The following is a 25,608-nucleotide window of genomic DNA, read 5'->3' as shown; positions in this document are numbered from 1 at the left end:
GTGGAGAATCCGACTGGCAACTATCGCCTATTCGCCATCAGTTTTCCCTTGTTGGCCGGGCTTGCGGTGCATGGGCCAGGCGCGGAATTCGAAGGGAATCCGGCCCTCCACCCGGTCAACACGGGGCTGGATGCCAAAGCGTTCGTGATAGGCCTTCGAGAAATGCGCCTGGCTGGCAAAGCCCGAGGCCACCGCAATCTCCGACATCGGCAGTTCGGTCTGCGTGACCAATCCGCGCGCCCGGTCAAGCCGGATGTCGCGATAGTAAAGCTGCGGCGTCTTGCCGACATAACGGGTGAACAGCCGGTTGATCTGGCGCTGCGAGATCCTGGCCTTGTCGCACAGCTCCGGGATGGTAAGCGGCTCTTCCAGATGCCGTTCCATCTCGGCAATCACCCGACGCACCGAATCAGGCGTGGCATGGCCAAGGGGTTCAACCCCCGCAGGATTTTGCGGCGTGCCGGGAGGGCGGGCGCCGGGATGGAAGATGTAGCGCGCTGCGGCATTGGCCAGCGAATCGCCGCAGGTGCCGCGCAGGATGTGCAGGCCCAGATCGACCGAGGCCGTCCCACCGCAGCAGGTAAAGCGATTGTCGTCAAAGACATAGAGGTCTTCGGTCACGTCGGTTTCTTCGCGCAATTCGCGCAGGGAATCGATGTGTTCGTAATGGACCGTGGCCCGCCGCCCCGCCAGAAGCCCCGCCTTGGCCAGAAGAAACGCGCCGGTATCCAGCGCGCCCATGGCACAGCCGTTGCGGGCAAACTTGCGCAGCGCCGCCAGAAGCGCGGGAGAATCATGTGCCTCTGGCGCCCAGCTTGACGACACCACAACCATGTCGAAGGGCTCGTTCACCAGATCGCCAAGGCGCTGGGTGGCAAGTCCCAAGCCATTGCTTGCCATGGTCATTCCCCCCTCGGAAGAGGCGACCGACCAGCGAAACCGCGCCGTGCCGTCCAGATAGTTGGCGGCGCGCAGCGGGTCGATCAGCCCCGTCGTGGCCAGCAGGTTGAAGTTGGGCGTCACGATGACAAGCAGGTGGATGATCTGGTCGCTGGGAGTGCGCATGGGTCCATCTTGGGCAAAAAGGCGGCGAATATTTGTAAATCTTGCCCGGGCTTCCTGCAACACTTTGCGCAGGACCAAGAACAACCAACCCGACACGGAGACGACAATGACCGGACTGCACAGCAGATTTCTGGCCACGACCGCGCTTTGCCTGATGGCATCTTCGGTCAGTGCCGCCGACCTTGGGGCCGTGGATGAGCCCATCAAACTGGCCATCAACGAATGGACCGGCCAGCACATCAGCACCCATATCGCGGGCCGGATGCTGGAGGCGGCGGGCTACAAGGTGGAATACGTCACCGCGGGCTATCAGAACATGTGGGAAGCCATGGCCGAGGGCGAGCTGCACGCCGCGGTCGAGGTCTGGGCCTCGAATGTGCCGGACACCTGGCACCAGTTGCACGACGCCGGAAAGCTGGAGGATGTCGGCGCACTGGGGCTGGAAGCGCGGGAGGGCTTTGTCTATCCCGCCCATGTCGCCGAGCTGTGCCCCGGCCTGCCAGCCTATGAGGCGCTGAAAGACTGCGCAGCCCTGTTTGCCACGCCCGAAACTCTGCCCGAGGGCCGTCTGGTGGACTATCCGGGCGAATGGGGCACGCCGGGGGCGGACCGCTCTGCCGCGCTTGGTCTGGGCTTCAAGGCCATTCCGGCCGGCTCCGAAGGCGCACTGATTGCCGAGATCCGTGCCTCGGTCGAGCGCAAGACGCCCTTGGTTGCGGTGTTCTGGCAACCGCACTGGGCCATGTCGGCCTTTGATCTGCACTTCGTGGCTTTGCCCGAAGGCACCGACGCCTGCTATGCCGATCCGGCGGCCGGCCCGAACCCCGATGTCACCGGCGACTGCGACTTTCTGCCGACTCGTGTGTTCAAGGCGACCTGGCCGGGGGTCAAGGACAAGTGGCCGGCGGCGCATGAGATCCTGTCGAACCTGACGCTTTCGACCGAGATGCAGCAGCCGATGATGGGCGCGGTCGACGTGGACGGCAAGGATGTGGGGGCGGTGACCGACGCATGGCTGGCCGCAAATGAGGCCATCTGGCGCCCTGTCGTCGAGGCCGCAACCAAGTGAGACCCCTGACGATGGCAACAGACCTCTCCCCCTCTGCCGCGATTTCCTGCCAGAACGTCTGGCAGGTTTTCGGTGCCAAGGCTCCGGAACGGCTGGCCGAGGCTTTGGCCAGCACCGGTGGCGATGCGCGCCGGGCGGCAGCGCTGTTGCGGGCGGCCGGGCTGATCGTCGCGGTGCAGGACGTTACCTTTGACGTGCGCGAGGGCGAGGTCTTTGTCATCATGGGTCTGTCCGGGTCGGGGAAATCGACCCTGATCCGCACCCTGTCGCGGCTGATCGACGGCACGGCGGGCAGGATCAGCATCGACGGCGAGGATATCCTGGCCGCCGATCCCCAGCGCCTGATTGCGCTTCGGCGTGACAAGCTGGGCATGGTGTTCCAGCATTTCGGGCTGTTTCCCCACATGACGGTGACCGACAATGTCAGCTTCCCCCTGAAGATGCAGGGCAAACCTGCGGCCGAACGTCGGACCCGCGCGCTGGAGGTGCTGGAGCTGGTGGGCCTGAAAGGCCGCGAGGGCGCCTATCCGCGCCAGCTGTCGGGGGGGCAGCGGCAGCGCGTCGGCATCGCCCGGTCTCTGGCCGTGAACCCCGACCTGTGGTTTCTGGACGAACCCTTTTCGGCGCTGGACCCGCTGATCAAGCGCCAGTTGCAGGATGAATTCCTGCGGCTTCAGGCCGATCTGAAAAAGACCGCGGTGTTCATCACCCATGACATCGACGAGGCGATGAAGATTGCCGACCGCATTGCCATCCTGCGCGACGGGATGGTGGTGCAGATCGGCACGCCGGAAGAGATTCTCTTGAATCCGGTCGACGATTATGTGCGCGAGTTCACCCGCGACGTGCCGAAAGGGCGGCATGCCCATGTCGGCAGCATCATGGAAACGCCCGAAACGCTGCCGCGCATGCCCGACGATCCGAAGTTGCAGGAGGGCATGACGATTGACGCCGCGCTGGCCGCCTGCATGGCGCTTTATCAGCCGGTGCCGGTCTGGGCGAGCAATGGCAAGATGGCGGGCGTGGTCCATCCGCGCGACCTTGCCGGCGCGCTGACCGCCGACACCCCATAACCATTCCCCTTGCTCCGAGCCCGATGATGTTGCGCACGCTTCCCCCGGCCCGACTGGCCGCCGTTCTGACGCTGGCATGCGGGGCGATCTGCCTGATGCTGGCCCCTGTCGCACCCTGGGTCACCAAATGGCCCGCCGGCTGGACTCTGCCGGCAACGGAGTGGATCGGTGCAATCGTCACCGCCGGGCTTGAGGCGGTGAAGCCGGCCGCGCGGCTGATGGCCGACCTCCTGGATTATCCGATGGGCTGGGCCACATGGGCGCTGACAGCCTTGCCCTATCCGGCCACCATCGCGGCAACGGTGGCGCTCGGGCTTTACCTGGGCGGCTGGCGCATGGCTTCGGGGGGTCTGGCGGGTCTCGGCTTCGTGCTGGCCTCCGGCTATTGGCAGCCGGGGATGAACACGCTGGCGCTCGTGGTGGTGTCGGTGCCGCTGGCGCTTTTCGCCGGCGCGGCAATCGGCATCGCGGCTTATGAACGGCCCCGCCTGCGCCGCCCGGTGCAGACCTGCCTTGATGTCATGCAGACCGTACCGACCTTTGCCTATCTGACGCCGCTTCTGGTGCTGTTCGGCTTTGGCCCGGTGGTCGGCCTGATCGCCTCGGCGATCTATGCCGCCCCGCCAATGGCGCGCAACGTGTTGCTTGGGCTGGAGCGGGTGGAGCCGGATATCCGCGAGGCCGCCGTGATGGCGGGCACCACGCGGCGCCAGCAACTGTTCCTGATCGAGCTTCCGGCGGCCAAGCGGCAGATCATGGTGGGGGTGAACCAGACCATCATGGCCGCCCTGTCGATGGTCATCATCGCGGCGGTGATCGGCGGCTTTGACGATATCGGCTGGGCGGTCCTGCTGACCATGCGCAAGGCCGATTTCGGCAACAGCCTGATTTCCGGCATGGTCATCGTGATCTTCGCCGTCGTGATCGACCGCTTGAGTGCCGCGCTGGCCGACGACCGTCCCGGAACACGACTCTACGGGGCGTTCATCATCCTGCTGGCCGGGTTTGCGCTGTCCTTCCTCGTCGGAGGGCTGCTGCCGCCGGCCGGCGATCTTGCCCTGTTCAACGGGCTGGCCGCCGCCACCGATGCCCGGCTCGGGGCTTTTACCGCCGCCTATGGCCCGGCGCTCGACGCCCTGCGCAACGGGGCGATGTTCTACGGGCTCTTGCCGCTGCGCATCGGTCTGGACCAAGCGGTGCTACCGATGACCTGGGGCGTGCAATGGACGCCGCTGGCCAGCGCGGCGCTGTTCGCCGCTGCCGGCCTTGCCGCCGCCGGGCTGCTCTGGCGCGGGCGCTTTGGCTGGGCCGTGGCGCTGCTGCTGGCAACGGGCATCGTTGAGACCGGGATCGTCGATCTGCCTTGGCCCTTTGTGCTTTTTGCCGCCGGGGCCATGGGTTGGGTGGGCGGTGGCCCCCGGCTGGCCGGTTTTGCGCTGGCGATGCTGATGCCGATCCTGCTGATGGGCCTCTGGGCACCCGCCATGCTGTCGCTTTACCTTTCGGGAGCCGCCGTGATTGCCTGCGCGCTGGTCGGTGGGGCGCTCGGGTTGGCCAGTGCCGCAAGCCCGGCGCTGTGGCGCGTCGTTCTGCCGGTCTGCGACTTTCTGCAAACCATCCCGATGTTCGTCTTTCTGATCCCGGTGCTGATGTTCTTCCAGATCGGCGAATTCTCGGCCTTCCTTGCCATCTGCGCCTATGCCGTGGTGCCGATGATCCGCTACACCCGACACGGGCTGGTCTCGACCCCGGACGAGATGATCGAGGCGGCGGTCGCCTCCGGCGCGACCGGCTGGCAGACCTTCCGCGAGGTGCGCGCGCCCTATGCCGTGCCGCAGATCCTGCTCGGGCTGAACCAGACCATCCTTTACGCCTTTTCCATGCTGGTGATTGCCGCGCTGATCGGCACCACCGACCTTGGCCAGCAGATCTATCTGGCGCTGGGTCAGGGCGACGTCGGGCTGGGACTGGCGGCCGGGGCGGCCATGGTGATGCTGGCGCTCTTGGCCGACCGGTTGCTGCAAGCCTTTGCCGCTGCACAGAAGGCTGCCTTGGGGCTGTAAGCCGGGCCTTCGCGCTCGGGCAGCTGCCACGGCGTTTTGCGCGCCCGTGGAACAGAGTTTGGCGATTTGCTTGGCAAACGCGGCATCGGGGCCGTCAAGCTTGCGGGCTCGGCGCCCTCATAATTCCTTTTAAGGCTGGCCGAATGCCGTGTGGCCTTTGGCCCTGAACACCCTCAGCCGAAGGCCGCTGTCTTGAAATGTTCGATTTCAGCGTCAGTCGGGGATTGACCGGAAAACGCCCGAACGAAGTTGCGGGTGCGCGAGAAGCGCAGCGCCATGTCTTCCTTGATGTCCAGCGTGTACTGGCCTACCTGCGTGAAATACAGAACCCGCGCGCGGACCAGGGCTTCGTCGGCCGGGAAACCGTGGCGGGTGAACATACCGGTCAGCGCATCCAGCCGTTGCTGGTCCGCGCCGGTGACGACGGCCAGAACATTCGCGTCCCGACGCGCCCAGAGTCTGACCGCGATGTCGAGGCGCGGATCGAAAAGATCCGCATTCGCCCAGCACTCGAAGACATTCAGGATGGCCTCGGTGATCGTCTGCGCCGGACGCAAGGCGCGCTGGATGATGGGGCCGGTATTCTTGGTCAGCCAATAATCCAGCATCTGGTCGTTCAAGTCCTGCGGGCTTTTGAAGAACCAGTAGAAGCTGGACCGCGAGACGTTCAGCTGCTTGGCCATGATCTGCACCTTGACCCGGTCGATGCCGTCCCGGATCAGCGTTTCAAGGGCCAGCTGCAGCCAGTCCTCCCGCGTCGACTTTCCCTGTGCCTCGGCTTCTGGCTGTTCATCTGTGGATAGCATCCGCTCTGCCCTTGGGTGGTTTCGGCGGCAGCTTAGCCAGTTGACGCCGGTTTGCACAGGGTCGCAGGCGCGCCTGCCGCCCAGTCGGTCGCCCGTTCGCAAGAATTTATCTGTACATAAATGTCTATTGATGTAAGATTCACCCGACTCGATGGCGCAGGAGGCACGCATGGAAAACCAGGATGAGACGCGGGGCGGTCGCGGGCGGGGCCGCCGAGGTGCCGTGCCCCCCATGGCAAACGTGAACACGGCCTATGTCCGGATGCGCAATCCCTTTGCGCCGCAGCAGGCCTTCTCGGCCGATCAGGTGGCGGCCATGCACGACGGCGCGCTTCGTGTGCTGGAGGAGCTTGGCATCAAGGTGCTGCTCGACGAAGCCCGGGACCTGTTCCGCAAGGCGGGCGCCTTGGTCGACGAAGACAGCCAGATGGTCCGCATCGGGCGCGAGATCGTGACGGCGGCCCTGACGACGGCGCCAAGGTCCATCCGGTTGCGCGCGGCCAATCCGGCGCGCGAGCAGGTCTATGAACTCGGCTCGATGCTGTTCATGGCGGGGGCGGGTTGCCCGAATGCCTTTGACAACGAACGCGGGCGCAGGCCAGGCGACCTGACCGGCTATCTGGAGACGCTGCGCTTGCAGCAGTCCTTCGATGTGATCCACATGCATGGCCCTTCGGTCGAGCCGCAGGACGTGCCGATCCATCTGCGGCACTATGCGATGATGAAAGGCCAGCTGGAGAACTGCGACAAGCCGCTTTTTGTCTATGCCCGCGGCCGCCAGCAGGTCGAGGAAAGCTTCGAGATGATCCGGCTGGCGCGTGGGCTGGACGATGCGGGGTTCCGCGACGGGGTTTGGGCCACGACGGTCATCAACTCCAATTCGCCGCGGCAGCTGGATCTGCCGATGTCACGCGGGATCATCGACTTTGCCCGGGCGGGGCAAATGACGATCATCACCCCGTTCTGTCTGGCCGGGGCCATGGCGCCGATCACCATTTCCGGCGCGCTGATGCTGCAACATGCCGAGGCGCTGGCCGGGATCACGCTGGCCCAGATCACGCAGGCCGGGGCGCCGGTGTCCTATGGCGGCTTCCTGTCGAATGTCGACATGAAGTCGGGATCTCCGGCCTTTGGCACGCCCGAACATATCCGGGCCTGCATCGGGTCCGGGCAGTTGGCGCGACATATCGGGTTGCCGTGGCGGTCGGCGACCGGGGCGGCTTCCAACGTCGCGGATTCCCAAGCGGCGAGCGAAACGATCATGGCGCTCTGGGGCGCCGTGCTGGGCGGCGCCACGGTCACGGTTCATTCCGCGGGCTGGCTGGAAGGCGGGCTGACCCTTGGGTACGAGAAATTCATCCTCGACATCGAAAACCTGCAAACCATCGCCGAACTGGCCACCCCGGCCCCGGCCGATGCGGCGGCGCTGGGGTTCGATGCGATTGCCGATGTGCAGCCGGGCGGCCATTTCTTTTCGACCGCCCATACGATGGAGCGGTATCAGACCGCCTTCTACCGGCCCCTGGTTGCGGATCTGTCGAACCATGGCTCCTGGGTGGAAGCGGGCAGCCTGACGGCGGCGCAGAGGGCAACGGCAATCTGGAAGCAGAAGCTGGCGGATTTCGTGGCACCGGAAACCTGCGCGGGCGTGGCCGACCGGCTGGACGCGTTTGTCCAGCAAGCGAGCGAATCGGGTGGCGCAAAGCCGGAAGATTGACGCACTGCCAGTCGCGCGCCGCGCTGAGCTGTTTCGCGAAAAGTGACGCAAGAACAATGCAGTGCTGGCAGGCACCGAAGAATCTTTCGGCCCGAAGAAATTATGTACATAACTGCCTATGTGTGCATTAATGTACAGACACGGCGACAGGGACCGCCGGTCAGACCAATCAGGGAGAGAACTATGGAACATCGCACCGGCATCTCTCGTCGGAGCTTCATCGCAAGCACGGCAGCCTTGGGGCTTTTTGCAGCGACAGCGCCCGCCTTTGCGCAAGGCACACCCAAGCGCGGTGGTACGCTGGCCATCGGCATCGAAGGCGCCTCGACCGGCGACACGCTGGATCCGCGCACCTTCAACTCGCCCTATTGGGCCGTGGCGGCGGGGTCGATCTTCAACACGCTGGTAGAAGTTCAGGGGCCGGCGAATGACCTGAAGCCCGGTCTGGCGAAATCGTGGGAAGGCAGCAACGGCGGCAAGACCTGGGTCTTCGATCTGGTTGAAGGCGCGACTTTCCATAATGGCAAGCCGGTGACCACCGCCGACGTGATCTATTCGCTGCAGATCCACAACGCCGAAGACAGCCGGTCGAATTCGCGCGCCATCGCGGCGGGCATTGCCGGCATGACCGCCGACAGCGCCACCAGGCTGACCATCGACCTGGCCGAGGGCAACTATTTCTTCCCGGCCATGCTGTCGAATTATCCGCTGTGCATCATCCCCGAGGGCACGACCGTCTTTGACGGCGTCGGGTCCGGTCCCTACAAGATCAGCCGGTTCTCACCGGGCGAAGTGCTGGAGCTGACCCGGCATGACGGCTACTTCAAGACCGATGCGGCCTGGGTCGATCAGGTGGTGATCCTAGCCGCCAATGATCCTGCGGCGCGCGCCAGTGCCTTCCAGAGCGGGCAAGTGCAGATCGCCTCGATGCTGGACACCCGGACGGCGGAACTCATCAAGGCGATGCCGGGCAAGGGGCTGGTGACGCTCTCGTCCTCGCAATTCGTCGGCTTCAACATGCGGGCCGACATCGCGCCCTTTGACAATGCCGACCTGCGCATGGCGATGAAGCTGGCAATCGACCGCGAAGATGTGCTTCGCCGCGTCTATGGTGGCATGGGCCGGATCGGCAATGACACGCCAATTCCGCCGAACGACCCGCTGTTTGCCGCCGACATTGTGCAGAACAGCTACAATCCGGAAAAGGCAGCCGAACTTTTCAAGAAGTCCGGCATCACCGGGCCGCTGCAACTGCATACCTCCGACGCGGCGACCGTGCCCGCCGTCGACATGGCTGCGCTGTTCAAGGAACACGCCGCCAAGGCCGGGATCGAGATCGAGATCATCCGCGAGCCCGCCGATGGCTACTGGGCGAATGTCTGGGCACAGGCGCCGTTCCATGCCACCGTCTGGGGCGCGCGGCCGACGGCGGACATGATCCTGACCACCGCCTATTCGGCGGCCTCGCCGGGCAATGACACGCATTGGGGCAACGCCGAGTTTGATGCCGCCATCGCGGCGGCGCGGGTGGAACCGGACGAGGCCAAGCGCAAGACGATCTATGCCCAGGCGCAGGCGCTGTTGTCGTCGGATGGCGGGGCGATCATCCCGGTTTTCGGCGACGTGGTCGAAGGCGTGGCGGCCGAGGTTGAGGGCTATGTGCCCGGCACGCAGCCGCTGGCCAACTACCGCGCGGCCGAACAGGTCTGGTTCGCCTGAAAATGACCGGCACGCCACGCAGGCGGCCGGCCCCCGTGCGGGACTTCATCGTCTCGCGCGGGATTTCCGGGGCCGTATCGCTCTTCATTGTGACATTGCTGGTCTTTGCCGGCACGGCACTTCTTCCCGGTGATGCGGCCAGCGCACTTCTGGGGCAGAACGCAACACCCGAGGCGCTGGAGGCAATCCGGCGCAATCTTGGCCTCGATCAGCCGCTGATCTGGCGCTATCTGGCCTGGGTTGGCCACGCGGCGCAGGGCGATTTCGGCCAGTCGCTGGCCAGCGGTCGCCCGGTGGCAGAAGTGCTTCTGCCACGGCTGGGCAATTCGCTGCTTCTCGCCTCGGTGGCCGCCGTCCTTCTTCTGCCTTTCGCCATTGGTGGCGGCATCGCGGCCGCCATCTGGCAGGACAGCTGGTTTGACCGGGTTCTCGGCTTCACTTCCATGCTGTTTCTGGCCATGCCCGCCTTTCTGGTCGGCTACATCCTGATCTATGTCCTTGCGGTGCGGCTGGGGTGGTTCCCGTCGATGTCGGTGGCTCCGCTGTTCGGCGGCGCTTCCGCCTGGGCCAAGATCCTTGCGCTGCCGGTGATTTCGCTGGTCATCATCGGGCAGGCGCATACGATGAAGCTGACCCGGACCGCCATTCTGGCAGTGCTGGCGACCGATTATGTCCTGATGGCCGAGGTCAAGGGCATCTCGCGCCGCCGCATCATCCTGCGCCACGCGCTGCCCAATGCGCTGTCGGCGATCCTGTCGATCTCGATCCTGACTGTGGCCTATCTGATCGTCGATGTAGTCGTGATCGAGATTGTCTTTTCCTATCCGGGCCTTGGCAAGCTGATGGTGGACTCGGTCGCCTATCGTGACCTGACAGTAGTGCAGGCCTGCGGGCTTTTGTTCGCGCTGATCTTCATCGGGATGAACTTTCTCGCCGATTTGCTGGCGCTTCTGGTCAACCCCCGCCAGCGCGTGCCGGCAAGAGGAGCGTAAGCCATGAGAAACCTTGGATTTCTTCTGTCGCTTGCGGCCTTCGCGGTGCTGATCCTGGCGGCACTCCTTGCGCCGCTGATCGCGCCCTATCTGCCAAGCGAGCCGGTGCATGCCCCCTATGCCGCACCGGGAGACGGCGGGCTTCTGGGCGCGGATTCGCTGGGGCGCGACATGTTCAGCCGCATCCTTTACGGGTTGCGCTATACGCTGGGCATTTCGCTGACGGTCGCGGTGCTGGCGGCTTGTGCCGGCGTCTCGCTGGCCTTTCTGGCCGCGTTTCGCCGCGGCTGGACCGATATCCTTCTGGGCCGTCTGGTCGATGCCATCATGTCGGTGCCGCAGATCATCTTTGCGCTTGTGGTGCTGGCAGTGGCGGGCGTGTCGCTGACCACGCTGATCCTGACTATGGCTGTGCTGGAAGCGACGCTGTTTTATCGGGTCATCCGCCCCGTGGCCGCCGATATCGTCGCCATGGATTACGTCGAGGTCGCCCGGCTGCGCGGTGAGGGTCTGGGCTGGTATCTGCGGCGCGAGATCCTGCCCAATGCCGCGCCGACCCTGATTGCCGAATTCGGCATTCGCATCGCCTATGCAGTGCTTTTCATCAGCGGGCTCAGCTTTCTGGGGGTCGGCGTGCAGCCGCCTGCGGCGGACCTCGGCGGGCTGGTGCGGGAAAATGCGCTGGCAATTTCGGTCGGCCAACTGTCGCCGCTGGCCCCTGCCGCCTGCATTGCGCTCATCACCTTGTCGGTCAATGGCATCGTCGATTGGTTCATCCACAAATACTCGATCCGGGCGGAGCTGGGCTGATGGAAAACACCGTCCTGAGCATCGAAGGCCTTTGCATCGACGCCCGCGCGCCGATCTTGCAAGACATCAGTCTGGCGGTCCGCGCCGGAGAGATCTTCGGCGTGATCGGCGAAAGCGGGGCGGGCAAGAGCACGCTTGCCATGGCCATGGTCGGCCTGCTGCGCGCCGGGTGCCGGCGGGTCGCGGGCAAGGTGACGCTGTCCGGCCAAAGCCTGTTCGACCTTTCCCAGCCGCAGCTGGAACAGGTCCGGCGGCGCAAGGTTTCCTATGTGGCGCAAAGCGCGGCGGCGGCGTTCAATCCGTTCTATCGGCTCGGCGACCAGGTGACGGAACTGGCCGCGCTGGAGCTTGGCACCCCGGCCGCCGAGCGCCGCAAGATGGCCGCCGACCTGTTCCGCGAGTTGCAATTGCCGAACCCAGAAACCTTCGGCGCGCGCTATCCGCATCAGGTTTCGGGTGGGCAGTTGCAGCGGGCGATGATCGCCATGGCACTGATCAACAACCCCGATCTGATCATCTTCGACGAACCGACGACCGCGCTGGACGTCACCACGCAGCTGGAGGTGATGCGGCTGATCCGCAAGATCGTCACAGCGCGCGGGTGTGGTGCGATCTATATCAGCCATGATCTTGCGGTCGTGGCGCAGCTTGCCGACCGGTTGATGGTCTTGCGGCATGGCAAGGTGATTGAGACCGGCGCAACCCGCACGCTGATGGAGACGCCGCAACAGGACTACACCCGCGCCCTTGTCGCCAACAAGACGACGACCAGCCCGGCAGTGCAGGCCAGGACGGCCCAGCCGATCATCGCCCTGCGCGACTTCGCGGCGGGCTATGGCGGGGTGTCCCTGGTGCAGGACATCTCGCTGGACCTGTCGGCCGGGCACATCACCTGTCTGGTCGGCGAATCCGGCAGCGGCAAGACCACGCTGGCCCGCGCCATTGCCGGGCTGGTCGATGTGCATGGCGGCACGGCAACCTTTCAGGGCAAGCCGCTGGTTCCCCGCCTCGAGGATCGCCCCCGCGACGCCCGGCGTCGGATGCAGTATATCCATCAGCTTCCCGACCTTGCGCTGAACCCGCGCCAGACCGTGCGTGAGGCCATCGGGCGCCCTCTGGCCTTCTTTGCCGGGGTGACGGGTGCCGCGGCAGAGGCGCGGCTGCGGCAATTGATGCGCGACGTGGAACTGCCCGAAGAGTTTCTCGACCGCTATCCCGGCTCGCTTTCCGGCGGGCAGAAGCAGCGCATCTGCATCGCCCGCGCCCTGGCCGCCGATCCCGAAGTGCTGATCTGCGACGAGGTGACCTCTGCGCTGGACCCGCTGGTCGAGGAAAGCGTGATCCAGCTTTTGCTGCGGCTGATGCAACAGCGGCCGCTGACCTTGCTGTTCATCACCCACAACCTCGGCCTGACCCGGCGGTTTGCCCATGAGGTGGCGGTGATGCAGGCGGGGCGGATTGTCGAATTCGCCCCGGCCGAAACCATCTTCGCCGCCCCGCGCGAGGCCTATACCCGCACACTGCTGGATGCGACGCCGGTGATGGAACGCGGCTGGCTGGAAGCACGGCTATAGGTCGCAAGATTCTCCTGTACATAACTGTACATTATGTTACGGTGTGACAACCGCCCAAGAAAGAAAGGCTCCCCATGAAATCGCGCTATCGTGTTGTCATCATCGGCGGCGGCGTCGTCGGCGCCTCGATTGCCTATCACCTGACCAAGCTGGGCTGGACGGATATCGCGCTGCTGGAACGGTCGGTTCTGACGGCGGGGTCCAGCTGGCATGCGGCGGGCGGCATCCATACCCTGAACGCCGATCCCAACATTTCGGCGCTTCAGGCCTATACGATCGACCTTCTGCCGGAAATCGAGAAGGAATCCGGCATCAACATCGGCCTTCACATGACCGGTGGCATCCTGATGGCGCGCGACCCCGACCGCTGGGATTGGCTCAAGGGCAGCTACCGCGTGATGCAGTCGATGGGCATCGACGACTCTGCTCTGGTGACACCGGCGCAGATCAAGGAACTCTGCCCACTGGTGAACACAGATGACCTGTTGGGCGGCATGACTTCGGCGCGTGAAGGCTATGTCGATCCCTCGGGCGTGGTGCATGCCTATGCCCGCGCCGCCAAGAACCGCGGCGCTGACATCATCGAACATAACCGGGTGCTGGCGCTGAAACGGCTTCCTTCGCTCGAATGGCAGGTCGAGACCGAAAAGGGCACAATTCTGGCCGAACATGTGGTGAATGCCGGCGGCCTCTGGGCCAAGCAACTTGGCCGCATGGTCGGGGTCGAACTGCCCGTCACCCCGATGGAGCACCACTACCTTGTAACCGAAGCCATCCCCGAAGTGGCCGCCCTGCCCGCCGAAATGCCCACGATCGTCGATCTCGACGGCTTTTCCTACATGCGGCAGGAACAGAAGGGCATGCTGCTGGGGGTCTACGAGATCAACCACAAGCACTGGCAGATGGATGGCGCGCCGTGGGACTACGGCATGGATCTGATTCAGGAAGACCCCGACCGGATTTCCGACGAACTCGCCATGGCCTTCCACCGCTATCCGGTGCTGGAACGGGCGGGCATCAAGCGCTGGGTCAACGGCGCCTTCACCTTCTCGCCCGATGGCAACCCGCTGGTCGGCCCGGTGCGCGGTATGCGCAACTATTGGGTGGCCTGCGGCGTGATGGCGGGCTTCCTGCAAGGCGGCGGGGTGGGCAAATCCTTGGCCGAATGGATGGTCCACGGTCAGGCCGAGGCCGACATTTTCGGCATGGACATCGCCCGCTACGGCGAATTTGCCGCCAACCGCGAATTCATCCGCCAGACCACCGGTCAGTTCTATTCCCGCCGCTTCATCATGACCTATCCGAACGAGCATCTGCCCGCCGGGCGGCCGCTGAAAACCCCCGGCGCCTATGACGGCATGACGGCTGCGGGCGCGAAATGGGCGGGCGGCTGGGGGCTGGAACTGCCCTTGTACTTCGCACCCGATGGGTTCGAGGAAAAGCCCTCGCTGCGCCGCTCCAACGCCTTCGACATCGTCAATGCCGAGGCAAGGGCGGTACGGGACCGCGCCGGCATCCTCGATATCACCGGCTTTTCGCGCTACGAGGTGACAGGTCCGGGTGCCGAAGCGTGGCTGAACCAGCTCTTGGCCTGCCGCCTGCCGAAACCCGGTCGGGCCAAGCTTGCGCCGATGCTGGGCCATGACGGTCGGCTGAAGGGCGATCTGACGGTGCTGAACTGGGGCGACGGCTATTGGCTGATGGGGTCTTACTACCTGCGCGAATGGCACATGCGCTGGTTCGAGGATCACATGGATGCAGGTGTCACCCTGCGCGATCTGTCGGATCAGGTCACCGGCTTTGCCATCGCCGGGCCGAAATCGCGCGAGATCCTGCAAAAGCTGACGCACCAGGATGTCTCGGCCCTGCCACTGCTGGGCTGCACCCAGATGGACCTCGGGCTGCTCCGCACCCGCGTCGCCCGCATGTCGATCACTGGCGAGCTGGGTTATGAGATCAACTGTTCGGCGCTGGAACATGCCACACTGCGGCGGATGCTGCTGGAGGCGGGCAAGGACTTGGGGCTGGTGGAATTCGGGTTCGCCTCGGGCAATGCGCTCAGGCTGGAGAAAAGCTTCGGCATCTGGAACCGCGAGTTCACCCAAGGCTATGCGCCGAGCCAGACCGGGCTGGACCGCTTCATCGACTGGGAAAAGCAGGGCTTCATCGGCGAAGCTGCCGCCCGCGCCGCCCGCCTTGCGCCTTCGGCGCAGGTGCTGGTCACACTGGAGGTTTTCGCCAAGGACGCCGATTGCAGCGGCTATGAGCCGATCTGGGCAGACGGCGGGCTGATCGGCTATGTCACCTCGGGCGGCTATGGGCCCTGTGTGGGCAAAAGCCTTGCGATCGCCATGGTCGACCGCGCCCATGCGGCGGAAGGCACGGTGCTTTCAACCCATATCATCGGCGAGGAATGCCGCGCCGTGGTGATCGCCGCCTCGCCCTACGACCCCCAAGGCCGGGCGATGCGCGCATGACCCGGCATTACTCGGCACTTTCGGTCATCAAGGAAGGCCTGAACGGCCAGAAGGGCTGGGCTCCGGCATGGCGCAGCCCGAAGCCCGCGAAACAGTATGATGTCGTCATCATCGGCGGCGGCGGGCAGGGGTTGGCTACGGCCTATTATCTGGCGAAAACCCATGGGGTGAAGCGCGTCGCGGTGATCGAGCGCGGCTGGCTCGGCGGCGGCAACACCGGGCGCAACACCACGGCGATCCGGTCGAACTATTACTACCCGGAAAGCACAGCGCTTTATGACCTGTCGCTGCGGCTTTACGAAACGCTGGGGCGCGAGCTGAACTACAACATCATGCTGTCGCAGCGCGGCATGATGCAGATCGTCTCCTCGCCGGGCGAGATGGAAATGGCCGCCCGGCAGGTCAATGCCATGCAGATCAACGGTGTCGAGGCGCGGCTGATGGACCGGAGCGAGGTGCAGCGCCGGGTGCCGATCTTCAACTTTGCCCCGGACGCCCGCTATCCGGTTTACGGCGCGATCTATCAAGAACGCGCCGGGGTGGCCCGGCATGATGCCGTGGCCTGGGGTTATGCCCGCGCCGCCGATGCGCTGGGGGTGGACATCCTCCAGCAATGCGAGGTGCAGGAGTTCCTGACCGAAGGCGGGCGCTGTGTGGGCGTCGCTACCTCGAAAGGCGAGATCCGGGCCGAGCGGGTGGGCATGGCGGTGGCCGGATCGTCGGGCGTGCTGGCGGCGAAAGCCGGCTTTCGGCTGCCGATCACCTCCTATACGCTGCAAGCCTGCGTGTCCGAGCCGGTGAAGCCGATCTTCGATACGGTTCTGGTTTCGCCCATGACCGGCACCTATGTCAGCCAGTCCGACAAGGGCGAGATGGTGATCGGCGGCGGCCTTGACCGCGTGCCGTCCTACGGCCAGCGCGGCAACCTGCCGCAACTCGAAACCGTGCTGTCGGGCCTGTTGGAGATGTTTCCGGTGTTCCGCCAGTTACGCCTTCTCAGGCAATGGGGCGGGACGGTGGATGTGACGCCCGACAGCTCGCCGATCTTCGGCGAAAGCCCGCTTCCGGGCCTGTACCTGAACGGCGGCTGGGGCACCGGCGGTTTCAAGGCCATTCCGGCCGGCGGCACTGTCTTTGCCCATATCCTCGCCACCGGCGGCCATCACGAGATCAGCCGCCCCTTCGATCTGAACCGCTTCCGCACCGGGCATCTGTTGGATGAAGCCGCCGGCGCGGGCATTGCGCATTGAGGCCCCGATGCAGCTTTTCCCCTGCCCCTTCTGCGGCCCACGCCCGGAAACCGAGTTCCATTTTGGCGGCGATGCCGGCAACACCCGCCCCGATGCGGCGGCGAGTGACAGCGACTGGACGAATTACTTGTTCTTCAAGCACAACCGCAAAGGCCCCACACGGGAAATCTGGATGCATCTGACCTGCCGCGAGGTGTTCCTGATGGCGCGCGATACCGTCAGCCATGAGGTTTCCGCGACCGAAGCCCTTGGGGGTGAGGCATGAGCGGCTGGCGCACCCAAAGCGGCTGGGCGGTTGACCGCAACCAGTCCCTCAGCTTCACCTTCGACGGCAAGACCATCCCGGCGATGGCGGGCGACACGGTGGCCTCGGCGCTGCTGGCCTCGGGGAACCGCATCGTCGGGCGCGGCTTCAAGTATCACCGCCCGCGCGGCTTCTGGGGGGCGGGCAGCGAGGAGCCGAACGGCATCGCGGATGTTCAGGGTACGCAGCACCGCCCCAATGTGCAGATGACGCTGGAGCCGGCAACCGAAGGGCTGCGCCTGCGGTCGATTAACGGCCATCCCACAGCCGAGCATGACCGCATGGCCTTCCTTGACCGCTTCGCGCGCTTCATCCCGGCGGCGTTCTATTACAAGACCTTCATGCTGCCCGACTGGCACCTGTTTGAACCCCGCATCCGTGCCATGGCCGGGCTGGGCCGGCTGGACCCGGCCGCACAGGGCTTTGGCCCCAGCGCGCCGGTCAATGCCACCTGCGATGTGCTGGTGGTGGGCGCAGGGCCTGCCGGTCTTGCTGCTGCACGGGCCGAGGCCAAGGCGGGCCGCAAGGTGATCCTGTGCGATGAGGGCGCGCTTCCGGGTGGCAGTCTCTTGTTCCGCCCGGCCCGGATCAACGGCCAAGAAGGCCGCGACTGGGCGGCGGCGGTGGTCGGCGAACTGCGCGCGCTTGGCGTCCGCGTCCTGAGCCGCACCACCGCCTTTGGCCGCTATGACCACGGGCTGACCGGGCTGGCCGAAGCGCAGGCGAATGGCGCGGCCCCCCGCATCTGGCGCATCCGGGCAACCGAGACGATCCTTGCCGCCGGGGCCATCGAACGCAGCTTGCCCTTCGCCAACAATGACTTGCCGGGGGTCATGTCCGCCGAAGCGGGGCTGCATTATCTCAGCCGCTTCGGCGTCGCGGTCGGGCGCCGCGTGGTGATCGCCACGACCAATGGCTCGGCCTATGACACCGCCCGCGCGCTGCATGAGGTCGGGGCCGTGGTCACGCTGCTGGATCTGCGTGGCGGGGCGGAGGCGGGCAAGCATCCGTTCCGGGTCATCACGGGCCAGCCGATTGAAACCGCGCTTGGGCGGCGTCAGGTTGAGGCGGTCCGGCTGGCATCGGGCGAACGGCTTGACGCAGATACGGTGCTGGTTTCGGGCGGGCACACGCCAAGCGTGCATCTCTACTCGCAGGCGCAAGGCAAACTGCGCTGGGACGACGGAGTGCAGGCCTTCCTGCCCGGCGCTCCGGTCGCGGGCCTGCGCGTCATCGGCGCGGCAGCCGGGGTCTACGATCTGGCACGGATCCTGCCGGGTCAGGGCGTCGAGGCGGCGGCCCATGGCGGAACCTTGGCCCTCTGGCCCAGGCCTAGAGCCAAGGGCCGCATCTGGCTGGACCTGCAGAACGATGTCACCGCCAAGGATGTTGAGCTTGCCCACCGGGAAAACCTGACCTCGGTCGAGCATCTGAAACGCTACACCACCCTTGGCATGGCCAACGATCAGGGCAAGACCTCGAACCTGCCCGGCCTCGCGCTGATGGCCGAGTTGACGGGCCGCAGTATCCCTGAAACCGGAACGACCACCTATCGCCCGCCCTTCACCCCTGTACCGCTGGCCTCTTTCGCGGGCCTGCGCAGCGGGCAGTTGATGAACCCGGTCCGCCGCCTGCCGCTGGAGGCAGAACACCGCGCCGACGGGGCGCTGTTCCGCGAATATGGCGGCTGGCTCCGCCCCGCCTGGTATGGCACGGGCGGCGAAACGGCGGAGGTCCAGCGCGAGGCGCGCGCCGCGCGTCAGGGTGTGGGCCTCTTCGACGGCTCCCCCCTTGGCAAGATCGAGGTGATCGGGCCGGATGCGGCGAAGTTTCTCGACTTCATCTATTACAACACCATGTCCACGCTGAAGCCGGGCCGCTGCCGCTATGGCTTTGTGCTGACCGAGGGCGGCGCGGTTTTTGATGACGGCGTGCTGGTGCGGCTGGAGGAAAACCGCTTTGTCGTCTCCTGCTCGTCCAGCCATGTGCAGGGCATGGCGCTTTTGCTGGAGGAATGGCGGCAGGACAGTTTCGACCGGTCGCGGGTGGTGATTCACGACACGACGGCGAATTACGCCACGCTGACCGTGACTGGGCCGAAGTCGCGCGATCTGCTGCAAGCGGTGGGGTTCGGGACGCTGGACGATTTGCCACACATGGCGCTGAGCTATGGGCAGTTCGAAGGCGACGAGGTGCGGATCACCCGGGTCAGCTTCACCGGCGACCGGTCTTACGAACTGTCGATCCGCGCCGACCGTGCGCTTGGCCTGTGGCGGCGGCTCAAAGACGCAGGCCGGGCCTTTGACGCGGTTTTGCTCGGTGGCGAGGCGCTGATGATCCTGCGGGCCGAGAAGGGCTATATCGTCGTCGGCAAGGACACCGACGGCCGCACCCGCCCGATGGACCTGGGGGTGCGCGGCCCGTTCGAAAAGCGCAAGGGCGAGTATCTGGGCCGCCGATCATTGCACCTGCCGGCAGTGGCCGCTCAGGCGCGCGATCTGGTGGGGCTTGAAAGCCTGACACCCCTGCCCCTGCCGGCAGGCGCGCATGTGGTGGAAACTGTCGCCGGCAAGCGCCGCAGCCGCGGCTTTGTGACCACCAGCCACTACAGCCCGAACCTGAACCGTCCCATCGCGATGGGGCTGCTGGAAGGCGGCAATACCCGCATGGGCGAGATCGTGACCCTGTATCATCTTGGCCATGAGGTGCAGGCGCGCGTCGCGCCGGTTTGTGCGCTGGACCCCGAAGGGAGGCTTCTCGATGCCTGACACCGAGCTGAACCATGCCGACAAATGGGCAGCCCAGCCCGAGCCGGGCGCGACATTGCAGGGGCCGGGCGTAGCGGCGCATGTGGCCGCTTGCACTGACCGTACGCTGGTCAGCGGCGATCTGGCGGCCTTTGCACGGGTCAGCGGCATTGATGCTGCGGACCAGAAACAGGGCGCGCGCGCCTTGCGACTGGCCCGCGACCGTCTGCTTGTGGTGGGGGCGTTGCCCGGCCTTGCGCCCGGCTGGCACACCGAGGGCTTTGCCCTGTCCGACATCAGCGCCGGGCTGGCCATGGTCGAGCTCGCCGGACCGGGGCTCGCGGCCCTTGTCGCCATGGCAACGACCACCCGGTCGGAAGACCCCGGCCCCTCGGCCAGCATCACCTTTGCCGGTGTGCCGGCCGTGCTGGACCACGCGGACGAGATCCTGCGCCTGCATGTGGAACGCGGCCTTCTGGCCTATCTCTGGTCCTGGCTTGCCGCCGCCTTTCGCGATCTTGCCGGCTGAGGATTGGCATCAGAGAGCCTGCGACACTTGACCGCGGCGGTTTGCGCCCCGATCCCGAAGGATGGTCGCTTGCGCGCGTTGACAGGGCGAAATGTCCTGAAATACGCTGCAATTACAGGGCGCTGAGCGCGGTCATCTGCAAGCCAGAGACAACCGCGGTGCTTGGCCCCGTATCGAATGTCCGGACGGGGTATTGCCAAAGGAGCATCCCCGTGAAGACCATCATCGAACCCTTCCGCATCAAGACTGTCGAGCCGATCCGCTTCACCACGGCCGAAGAACGCCAAGCGCTGTTGCGGCAGGCCCATTACAACCTGTTCGCCCTGAAATCCGATGACGTGCTGATCGACCTGCTGACCGACAGCGGCACCTCGGCGATGAGCGCGGCCCAATGGGCTGCCGTCCAGCAGGGCGATGAAAGCTATGCCGGATCGCCGTCGTTCTTCCGCTTCGAGGCGGCGGTCAAGGAACTGATGCCGTTCAAGCATGTCATCCCGACCCATCAGGGCCGCGCGGCCGAGGCGATCCTGTTCTCGATCCTCGGCGGGCCGGGTCGGAAAATCCCGAACAACACCCATTTCGACACCACCCGCGGCAATATCGAAGCCGGTGGCGCCGAAGCCCATGACCTTTTGATCGAGGATGGTCGCCATCCCGACCGCGAGCATCCGTTCAAGGGCAACATGGACCTTGCAGCGCTGGAAGCCTTTCTGGTGAAACACGGTGCCGACGTGCCCTGCGTCATGCTGACCATCACCAACAACGCCGGCGGCGGCCAGCCGGTCAGCCTTGAAAACATCCGCGCCGTCGCGGCCTTGGCCCGCAAGCATGGCAAGCCCTTCCTGATCGACGGCTGCCGCTTTGCCGAAAATGCCTGGTTCATCAAGGCGCGCGAGCCGGGCCAGTCGGAGCGGCCGGTCAAGGACATCGTGCGCGACATGTTCGCCGAAGCCGACGGCATGACCATGAGCGCCAAGAAGGACGCCTTCGGCAACATCGGCGGCTGGCTTGCGCTGAACGACGACGACCTTGCCCTGAAGGCGCGGAACCGGCTGATTCTGACCGAAGGTTTTCCGACCTATGGCGGCATGGCCGGGCGCGATCTGGATGCGCTGGCGCAGGGGCTGAAAGAGATCGTCGACGAGGATTACCTGCGCTATCGGGTGCGGACCACGGCCTATCTGACGGAAAAGCTGCATGCGCTTGGCGTTCCGGTCATGCGTCCGGCGGGCGGCCACGCGGTCTTTGTCGATGCGCGCAAATGGTTGCCGCACATTGCGCCGCTGGCCTATCCCGGGCAGGCGGCGGCAGTGGCGCTGTACGAGGTCGCAGGGATCCGGAGTTGCGAGATTGGCACGGTGATGTTCGGCGCCAAACCCGATGGAACCGAGGCGCCGGCGGCAATGGACCTTGTGCGGCTTGCCTTGCCGCGGCGGGTCTATACCCAGTCGCATGCAGACTACATCGCCGAGGCCTTTGAAGAGGTCGCCCGGAGGAAAGACCATCTGAAAGGCTTCCAGATCGTCGAGCAACCCAGGTTGATGCGGCATTTCACGGCGAAGTTCGCGCGGATCGCCTGACGCTTCGCGCCGGATGTGCTGCGCCAGAGGGCTTGTGGCGCAGCACATCCCTTGCCGGGTTGACTTGGCAGGAGATGTACATTAGTGTACATACGCGCTTCGTCCTGCGGCGCGTTCAAATTGGCAAGTGATGGACAACACCCCGTTGAACCGCCTCAATCCGAATGCCTCTTTGGTAAGCCGACCCTCCGGGTCACTTTCGGCCCGGCCGGCCGCAAGCCGGATCATGGCCCTCGGGCGCGGCCTGCGTCCGACCAACGTCGAGGTTCCGGCGCTTGATATCATCCTGGCGGTTGCGCCGGGGTGCTCGTTCCTTAGCCTGGGCTGCCTGCTGGAGCCGCTCCGCTACGCACAAAGTCTGAGGCCCCCCGGAAAGACCCAGATCTCGGTCTATGATCTCGGCAAGCCAGAGCTGGCCGGCAACGACGCGCTGAGAGTGACCGGCGCGGGGTCCGTCGAGGCGCTGGACGCCCGGTTGTCAGACCTTCCCGCTGCCACCGCGATCTTTTTCTGTTGCGGATTTGATGTAATGCCAGAGGTGCGCGAGCCGCTTCGCCGGTTGATGCGTCAGGCCCGGCGCAAGGCAATCCCGATCTACGGCATCGGCTCGGCCACATGGGCCCTTGCCGAGGCCGGGCTTTTGCCGAACCGATCCGGTGTCGTCCACTGGTCTTCGCTCTCTGCCTTCAGAGAGCGCAACATCGCCATTGATCCGCTGTCGAAACTGTTCGCGCCCGACCCACGGGTTACAACCTGCGCCGGGGAGCTGGCCACGCTGGATCTGACGATCCATTTCGTGAACCAGGTCTTCGGCAAAGCGATCGCGGATATGGTTTGCGACCGCTTTCTGGTTTCCCGGCCCCGCGGCCCGGAGGCCGATCAACCAAAGCAATCCGCAAGCCTGTTGCGCTACGCGCCCCCCGTCGTTCAGGCGGTTGCCAAGCGCATGGGCCAGAACCTTGAAAACCCGGTTCGGATCGACTGCCTCGCGGCAGAAGCCGGCATATCGCAGCGCCAGCTTGAGCGCCTCTTTCTGCGCTATCTCGAGGTGTCACCGCGGCGGTTTTACCTTCAGTTGCAATTGGGTGTCGCCTGGCAACTCTGCGAACAGACGGATCTGCCCATCACCGAAATCGCCCTTGCAACAGGGTTCACCTCAAGCTCTACCCTGTCTCGCAAATTCAGGGCACTGTTCGCTGTCAGCCCGACAGAGATGAGGGGCAGATCCCGAAGTTCAGCGCCGGGCAGCGTGGAGCGCGGGTGAATCGGCCCGGCGCGCGGCGCGCCAACGGGTCGAATGCCACTGCGGGAGCCGTCAGGCCTGCGATGGATCGTGTGTCGGCACTGACGGCTCCAGCGGCTTTGCGCCCACCACCTTGGCCCAGACTTCAAAGCCATGCTGGAAGGCGACCACCCCCGCCTCGGGCAGCGCGATTTCAAGCGCCTCAAGAATCTCTTCCGGGCTGACGCCCAGATCCAGCGCCACCCGGATATGGCTTTCGATATGGCCGGGCGCGGCGCGCAGAACTGTCAGGCTGGTGATGAAGATCAGCTCTTTCGTCGCCCGGCTCAGACGGCGCTGATCGGTATAAGCGGCGGCGACCATCTGGTTCGCCGCCTTCAGCACCGGAAAATCGGCCCCCGCCATCAGCTTGTGATAGGGCAGCACATAGCCCCGCACCCGGACCATCTCGTCAATATAGGCCTGCGCTTCGGCTTTGGGGTCTGGGATCTGTGTCATGCTGGGCCTCCTGAGCTGACGGCATTTTCTCCGCTGCACCCCGGAAATCAATAGATAATTGATACTTACCATTACTTCAAAACAAATAAATAGTTTTGACCACTTTTGCCTGACCCCCTATCAGGACCGCAGCGCAACGGGAGAGTGCAGATGTCCGGGGATTCGCAGGGCTACAAGGTTGTTCTGGGTGTGATCGGGGCGGATTGTCACGCGGTCGGCAATCGCATCCTGACCTCGGTGTTGACGCAGGGCGGGATCGAGGTGGTGAACCTTGGCGTCATGGTCAGTCAGGACGAATTCATCGATTGCGCTCGGGCCGAACAGGCGGGCGCAATTCTGGTCTCGTCGATCTATGGGCATGGCGAGCTGGACTGCCAGGATTTTCGCGCCCGCTGCGAGGAGCGGGGGCTTGGCGACATCGTGCTGTATGTCGGCGGCAATCTGGTGATCGGCAAGCAGGAGTTTGCGGCGGTCGAGGCGCAGTTTCGCGATATGGGCTTTGACCGGGTGTTCCGCCCGACCGTGGATCTGGCCGAGGTTATCGCCCTGCTGAAATCGGATATCGACCAGCGGCGCCCGGCAGGTTTGCGCAATTCGCGCGCCTTGCCCGCCGAACGCCTGTCGGCCTGAGGAGCGTGCCATGACCGATCTGAACAACCGCCGTCTGGACGCTGCCGCTTTCGACGCCGAACGGGGCGAGGTGCTGCAGGGCTGGGCCACGGGCGCGGGTGTCTGCTTTGCCGATGCGCTCCGGGTGCAGGAAGCGCTGCCTGTGGAAAAGCGCTTTGCCGTGGCGCTGGCCGAAGCCGATGCGCAGGGGCACACGCTTCTGCAACCCCGTGCCGGGGTGGCGCTGGTGCGGGAGCATGTGGCGCTTCTGAACGGGCTTTCGCCCTATTGCGATGTCTTGCCCACGACCATCGACGCCTACACCCGCCACAACCGCTATGCCGAGGCGCAAGAGGGCATCGACCGGTCGCGCGCGGCGGGCACCTCGCTGTTGAACGGCTTCCCGGCGGTGAACCACGGGGTCGAGGGCTGCCGCCGTCTGGTCGAGGCGCTGGAAAAGCCGGTTCAGGTGCGCCACGGCACGCCGGACGCGCGACTGCTGGCCGAGATCACGCTGGCAGCAGGCTTTTCCAGCTTCGAGGGCGGCGGGATTTCCTACAACATTCCCTATGCCAAGCATGTGCCGCTGGAACGGTCTATCCGGCACTGGCAATATTGCGACCGGCTGGTCGGACGGTTCGAGGAAGCGGGCATCTCGATCAACCGAGAGCCGTTCGGGCCGCTGACGGGCACGCTGGTACCGCCCTTTGTCAGCCATGTCGTCGCCATTCTCGAAGGGCTTCTGGCGCTGGAGCAAGGGGTGAAGTGCATCACCCTGGGCTATGGCCAGGCCGGCAATGTGGCGCAGGACATCGCGGCCCTGCGGTCGCTGCGCCGGCTGGCCAACCACTATTTCCTGAACGCGGGCTTCACCGATTACCGGCTGACGACGGTCTTTCATCAGTGGATGGGGGGCTTTCCCGAGGATGAATCGCAAGCGACCGCCGTGATCTGCCTTGGCGCGCTGGTGGCGCGGCAGGCCCGGGCGACCAAGATCATCGTGAAAACCCCGCACGAGGCATCGGGGGTGCCGACGCTGGAGGCCAATCAGGCCGGGCTGAAGGCGACGCGGCAGATGGTCAACATGATCTCGGACCAGAACCGGGTGGACAGCCCGGACATCCAGATGGAAATCGACGTGATCGAGGCTGAAGTCCACGCCGTGATGCGGGAAATCCTGCGGCTGGGTGGCGGCGATGTCGCCAGGGGCGCTGTGCTGGCGTTTGCCGCGGGCGTGATGGATGTGCCTTTCGCCCCTGCCAAGGCCAATCTCGGCAAGCTGACCCCCGTCCGCGACAATCACGGCGCAATCCGGCTGTTCGATGTGGGCAATGTGCCGCTGCCGGCCGATGTGCTGGCCTTCCACCGCGACAAGATCGCCGAACGTGCGCGGGCCGAACGCCGCGACCCTTCCTTCAACATGGTTGTCGATGACGTGCGCGCCATCTCGGCCAGCAAACTTGTCGGCCGGCCCGCCTGAGCC

The 25,608-nt window shown here is 65.1% G+C and carries 20 protein-coding genes; 17 read left to right on the top strand and 3 right to left on the bottom strand.

All coding sequences use genetic code 11. The annotated features are described in order from the left end of the window. Positions 1-27: 27 nt before the first annotated feature. Positions 28-1,065, bottom strand: a complete 1,038-nt coding sequence (locus tag G4Z14_RS04345; protein ID WP_164623565.1) for a GlxA family transcriptional regulator — start codon at positions 1,063-1,065, stop codon at positions 28-30. Between the two features lie 106 nt (positions 1,066-1,171). On the opposite strand from G4Z14_RS04345, the gene G4Z14_RS04340 reads away from it, so the two are divergent. The 3 genes from G4Z14_RS04340 to G4Z14_RS04330 are packed head-to-tail and all read left to right on the top strand — an operon-like array spanning position 1,172 to position 5,270. After that, positions 1,172-2,134 (top strand): ABC transporter substrate-binding protein, encoded by a 963-nt coding sequence (locus tag G4Z14_RS04340; RefSeq protein ID WP_227751534.1) that lies wholly within the window; start codon positions 1,172-1,174, stop codon positions 2,132-2,134. 11 nt (positions 2,135-2,145) lie between these two features. After that, positions 2,146-3,207: a quaternary amine ABC transporter ATP-binding protein gene (locus G4Z14_RS04335; RefSeq protein WP_164623564.1), complete on the top strand. Its 1,062-nt coding sequence runs from the start codon at positions 2,146-2,148 to the stop codon at positions 3,205-3,207. A gap of 26 nt (positions 3,208-3,233) precedes the next feature. After that, positions 3,234-5,270 carry an ABC transporter permease gene (locus tag G4Z14_RS04330; protein ID WP_227751533.1) on the top strand — a complete coding sequence of 679 codons (2,037 nt, stop codon included), beginning with the start codon at positions 3,234-3,236 and terminating at the stop codon, positions 5,268-5,270. 173 nt (positions 5,271-5,443) lie between these two features. Here G4Z14_RS04330 and G4Z14_RS04325 read toward each other — a convergent pair whose 3' ends face one another. After that, on the bottom strand, positions 5,444-6,076 hold the full coding sequence (locus tag G4Z14_RS04325) for a TetR/AcrR family transcriptional regulator (RefSeq protein ID WP_164623562.1): 633 nt from the start codon (positions 6,074-6,076) through the stop codon (positions 5,444-5,446). A 151-nt stretch (positions 6,077-6,227) separates the two neighbouring features. Between G4Z14_RS04325 and G4Z14_RS04320 the strand changes: the two genes are divergently transcribed. The 12 genes from G4Z14_RS04320 (at position 6,228) to G4Z14_RS04265 (ending at position 23,039) form a co-directional block, all read left to right on the top strand. Next, a complete protein-coding gene (locus G4Z14_RS04320; RefSeq protein WP_321573003.1) occupies positions 6,228-7,793 on the top strand; it encodes a trimethylamine methyltransferase family protein in 1,566 nt (521 codons plus the stop codon). Positions 7,794-7,976: 183 nt separating this feature from the next. Then, positions 7,977-9,512: an ABC transporter substrate-binding protein gene (locus G4Z14_RS04315; protein ID WP_164623560.1), complete on the top strand. Its 1,536-nt coding sequence runs from the start codon at positions 7,977-7,979 to the stop codon at positions 9,510-9,512. A 35-nt stretch (positions 9,513-9,547) separates the two neighbouring features. Further along, entirely contained in the window at positions 9,548-10,504 is a 957-nt protein-coding gene (locus G4Z14_RS04310; RefSeq protein WP_321573002.1) for an ABC transporter permease, read from the top strand. Between the two features lie 3 nt (positions 10,505-10,507). Then, on the top strand, positions 10,508-11,314 hold the full coding sequence (locus tag G4Z14_RS04305; protein WP_164623558.1) for an ABC transporter permease: 807 nt from the start codon (positions 10,508-10,510) through the stop codon (positions 11,312-11,314). Beyond that, positions 11,314-12,888 (top strand): ABC transporter ATP-binding protein, encoded by a 1,575-nt coding sequence (locus tag G4Z14_RS04300; protein ID WP_164623557.1) that lies wholly within the window; start codon positions 11,314-11,316, stop codon positions 12,886-12,888. Before G4Z14_RS04305 ends, G4Z14_RS04300 begins: the two co-directional genes overlap by 1 nt. A gap of 74 nt (positions 12,889-12,962) precedes the next feature. Then, positions 12,963-15,365 (top strand): GcvT family protein, encoded by a 2,403-nt coding sequence (locus G4Z14_RS04295; RefSeq protein ID WP_164623556.1) that lies wholly within the window; start codon positions 12,963-12,965, stop codon positions 15,363-15,365. Continuing rightward, a complete protein-coding gene (locus G4Z14_RS04290; protein ID WP_164623555.1) occupies positions 15,362-16,615 on the top strand; it encodes a sarcosine oxidase subunit beta family protein in 1,254 nt (417 codons plus the stop codon). Before G4Z14_RS04295 ends, G4Z14_RS04290 begins: the two co-directional genes overlap by 4 nt. Before the next feature lie 7 nt (positions 16,616-16,622). Beyond that, positions 16,623-16,880 (top strand): sarcosine oxidase subunit delta, encoded by a 258-nt coding sequence (locus G4Z14_RS04285; protein ID WP_164623554.1) that lies wholly within the window; start codon positions 16,623-16,625, stop codon positions 16,878-16,880. Beyond that, on the top strand, positions 16,877-19,687 hold the full coding sequence (locus G4Z14_RS04280; protein ID WP_164623553.1) for a 2Fe-2S iron-sulfur cluster-binding protein: 2,811 nt from the start codon (positions 16,877-16,879) through the stop codon (positions 19,685-19,687). Before G4Z14_RS04285 ends, G4Z14_RS04280 begins: the two co-directional genes overlap by 4 nt. Beyond that, positions 19,680-20,195: a hypothetical protein gene (locus G4Z14_RS04275; protein WP_164623552.1), complete on the top strand. Its 516-nt coding sequence runs from the start codon at positions 19,680-19,682 to the stop codon at positions 20,193-20,195. The genes G4Z14_RS04280 and G4Z14_RS04275 overlap by 8 nt, the downstream gene beginning before the upstream one ends. Positions 20,196-20,407: 212 nt before the next feature. Then, complete coding sequence (locus G4Z14_RS04270) at positions 20,408-21,775, top strand: tryptophanase (protein WP_164623551.1); 1,368 nt, start codon at positions 20,408-20,410, stop codon at positions 21,773-21,775. A gap of 130 nt (positions 21,776-21,905) precedes the next feature. After that, positions 21,906-23,039 (top strand): GlxA family transcriptional regulator, encoded by a 1,134-nt coding sequence (locus G4Z14_RS04265; RefSeq protein WP_164623550.1) that lies wholly within the window; start codon positions 21,906-21,908, stop codon positions 23,037-23,039. 51 nt (positions 23,040-23,090) lie between these two features. Here the strand turns inward: G4Z14_RS04265 and G4Z14_RS04260 are convergent, their stop codons facing one another. After that, positions 23,091-23,516: a carboxymuconolactone decarboxylase family protein gene (locus G4Z14_RS04260; RefSeq protein WP_164623549.1), complete on the bottom strand. Its 426-nt coding sequence runs from the start codon at positions 23,514-23,516 to the stop codon at positions 23,091-23,093. A gap of 150 nt (positions 23,517-23,666) precedes the next feature. Here G4Z14_RS04260 and glmS point away from each other — a divergent pair, with 150 nt between their 5' ends. After that, positions 23,667-24,146, top strand: a complete 480-nt coding sequence (gene glmS, locus G4Z14_RS04255) for a methylaspartate mutase subunit S (protein ID WP_164623548.1) — start codon at positions 23,667-23,669, stop codon at positions 24,144-24,146. A 10-nt stretch (positions 24,147-24,156) separates the two neighbouring features. Then, positions 24,157-25,605, top strand: a complete 1,449-nt coding sequence (locus tag G4Z14_RS04250) for a methylaspartate mutase subunit E (RefSeq protein WP_164623547.1) — start codon at positions 24,157-24,159, stop codon at positions 25,603-25,605. Positions 25,606-25,608 lie beyond the last annotated feature (3 nt).

Origin of the sequence: Tabrizicola oligotrophica, assembly GCF_011008935.1 — a bacterium.
In the GTDB taxonomy this organism is placed as follows: domain Bacteria; phylum Pseudomonadota; class Alphaproteobacteria; order Rhodobacterales; family Rhodobacteraceae; genus Tabrizicola_A; species Tabrizicola_A oligotrophica.
Note: the sequence above shows the minus strand (reverse complement) of the source record. Positions and strands in the feature narration are given on the sequence as shown.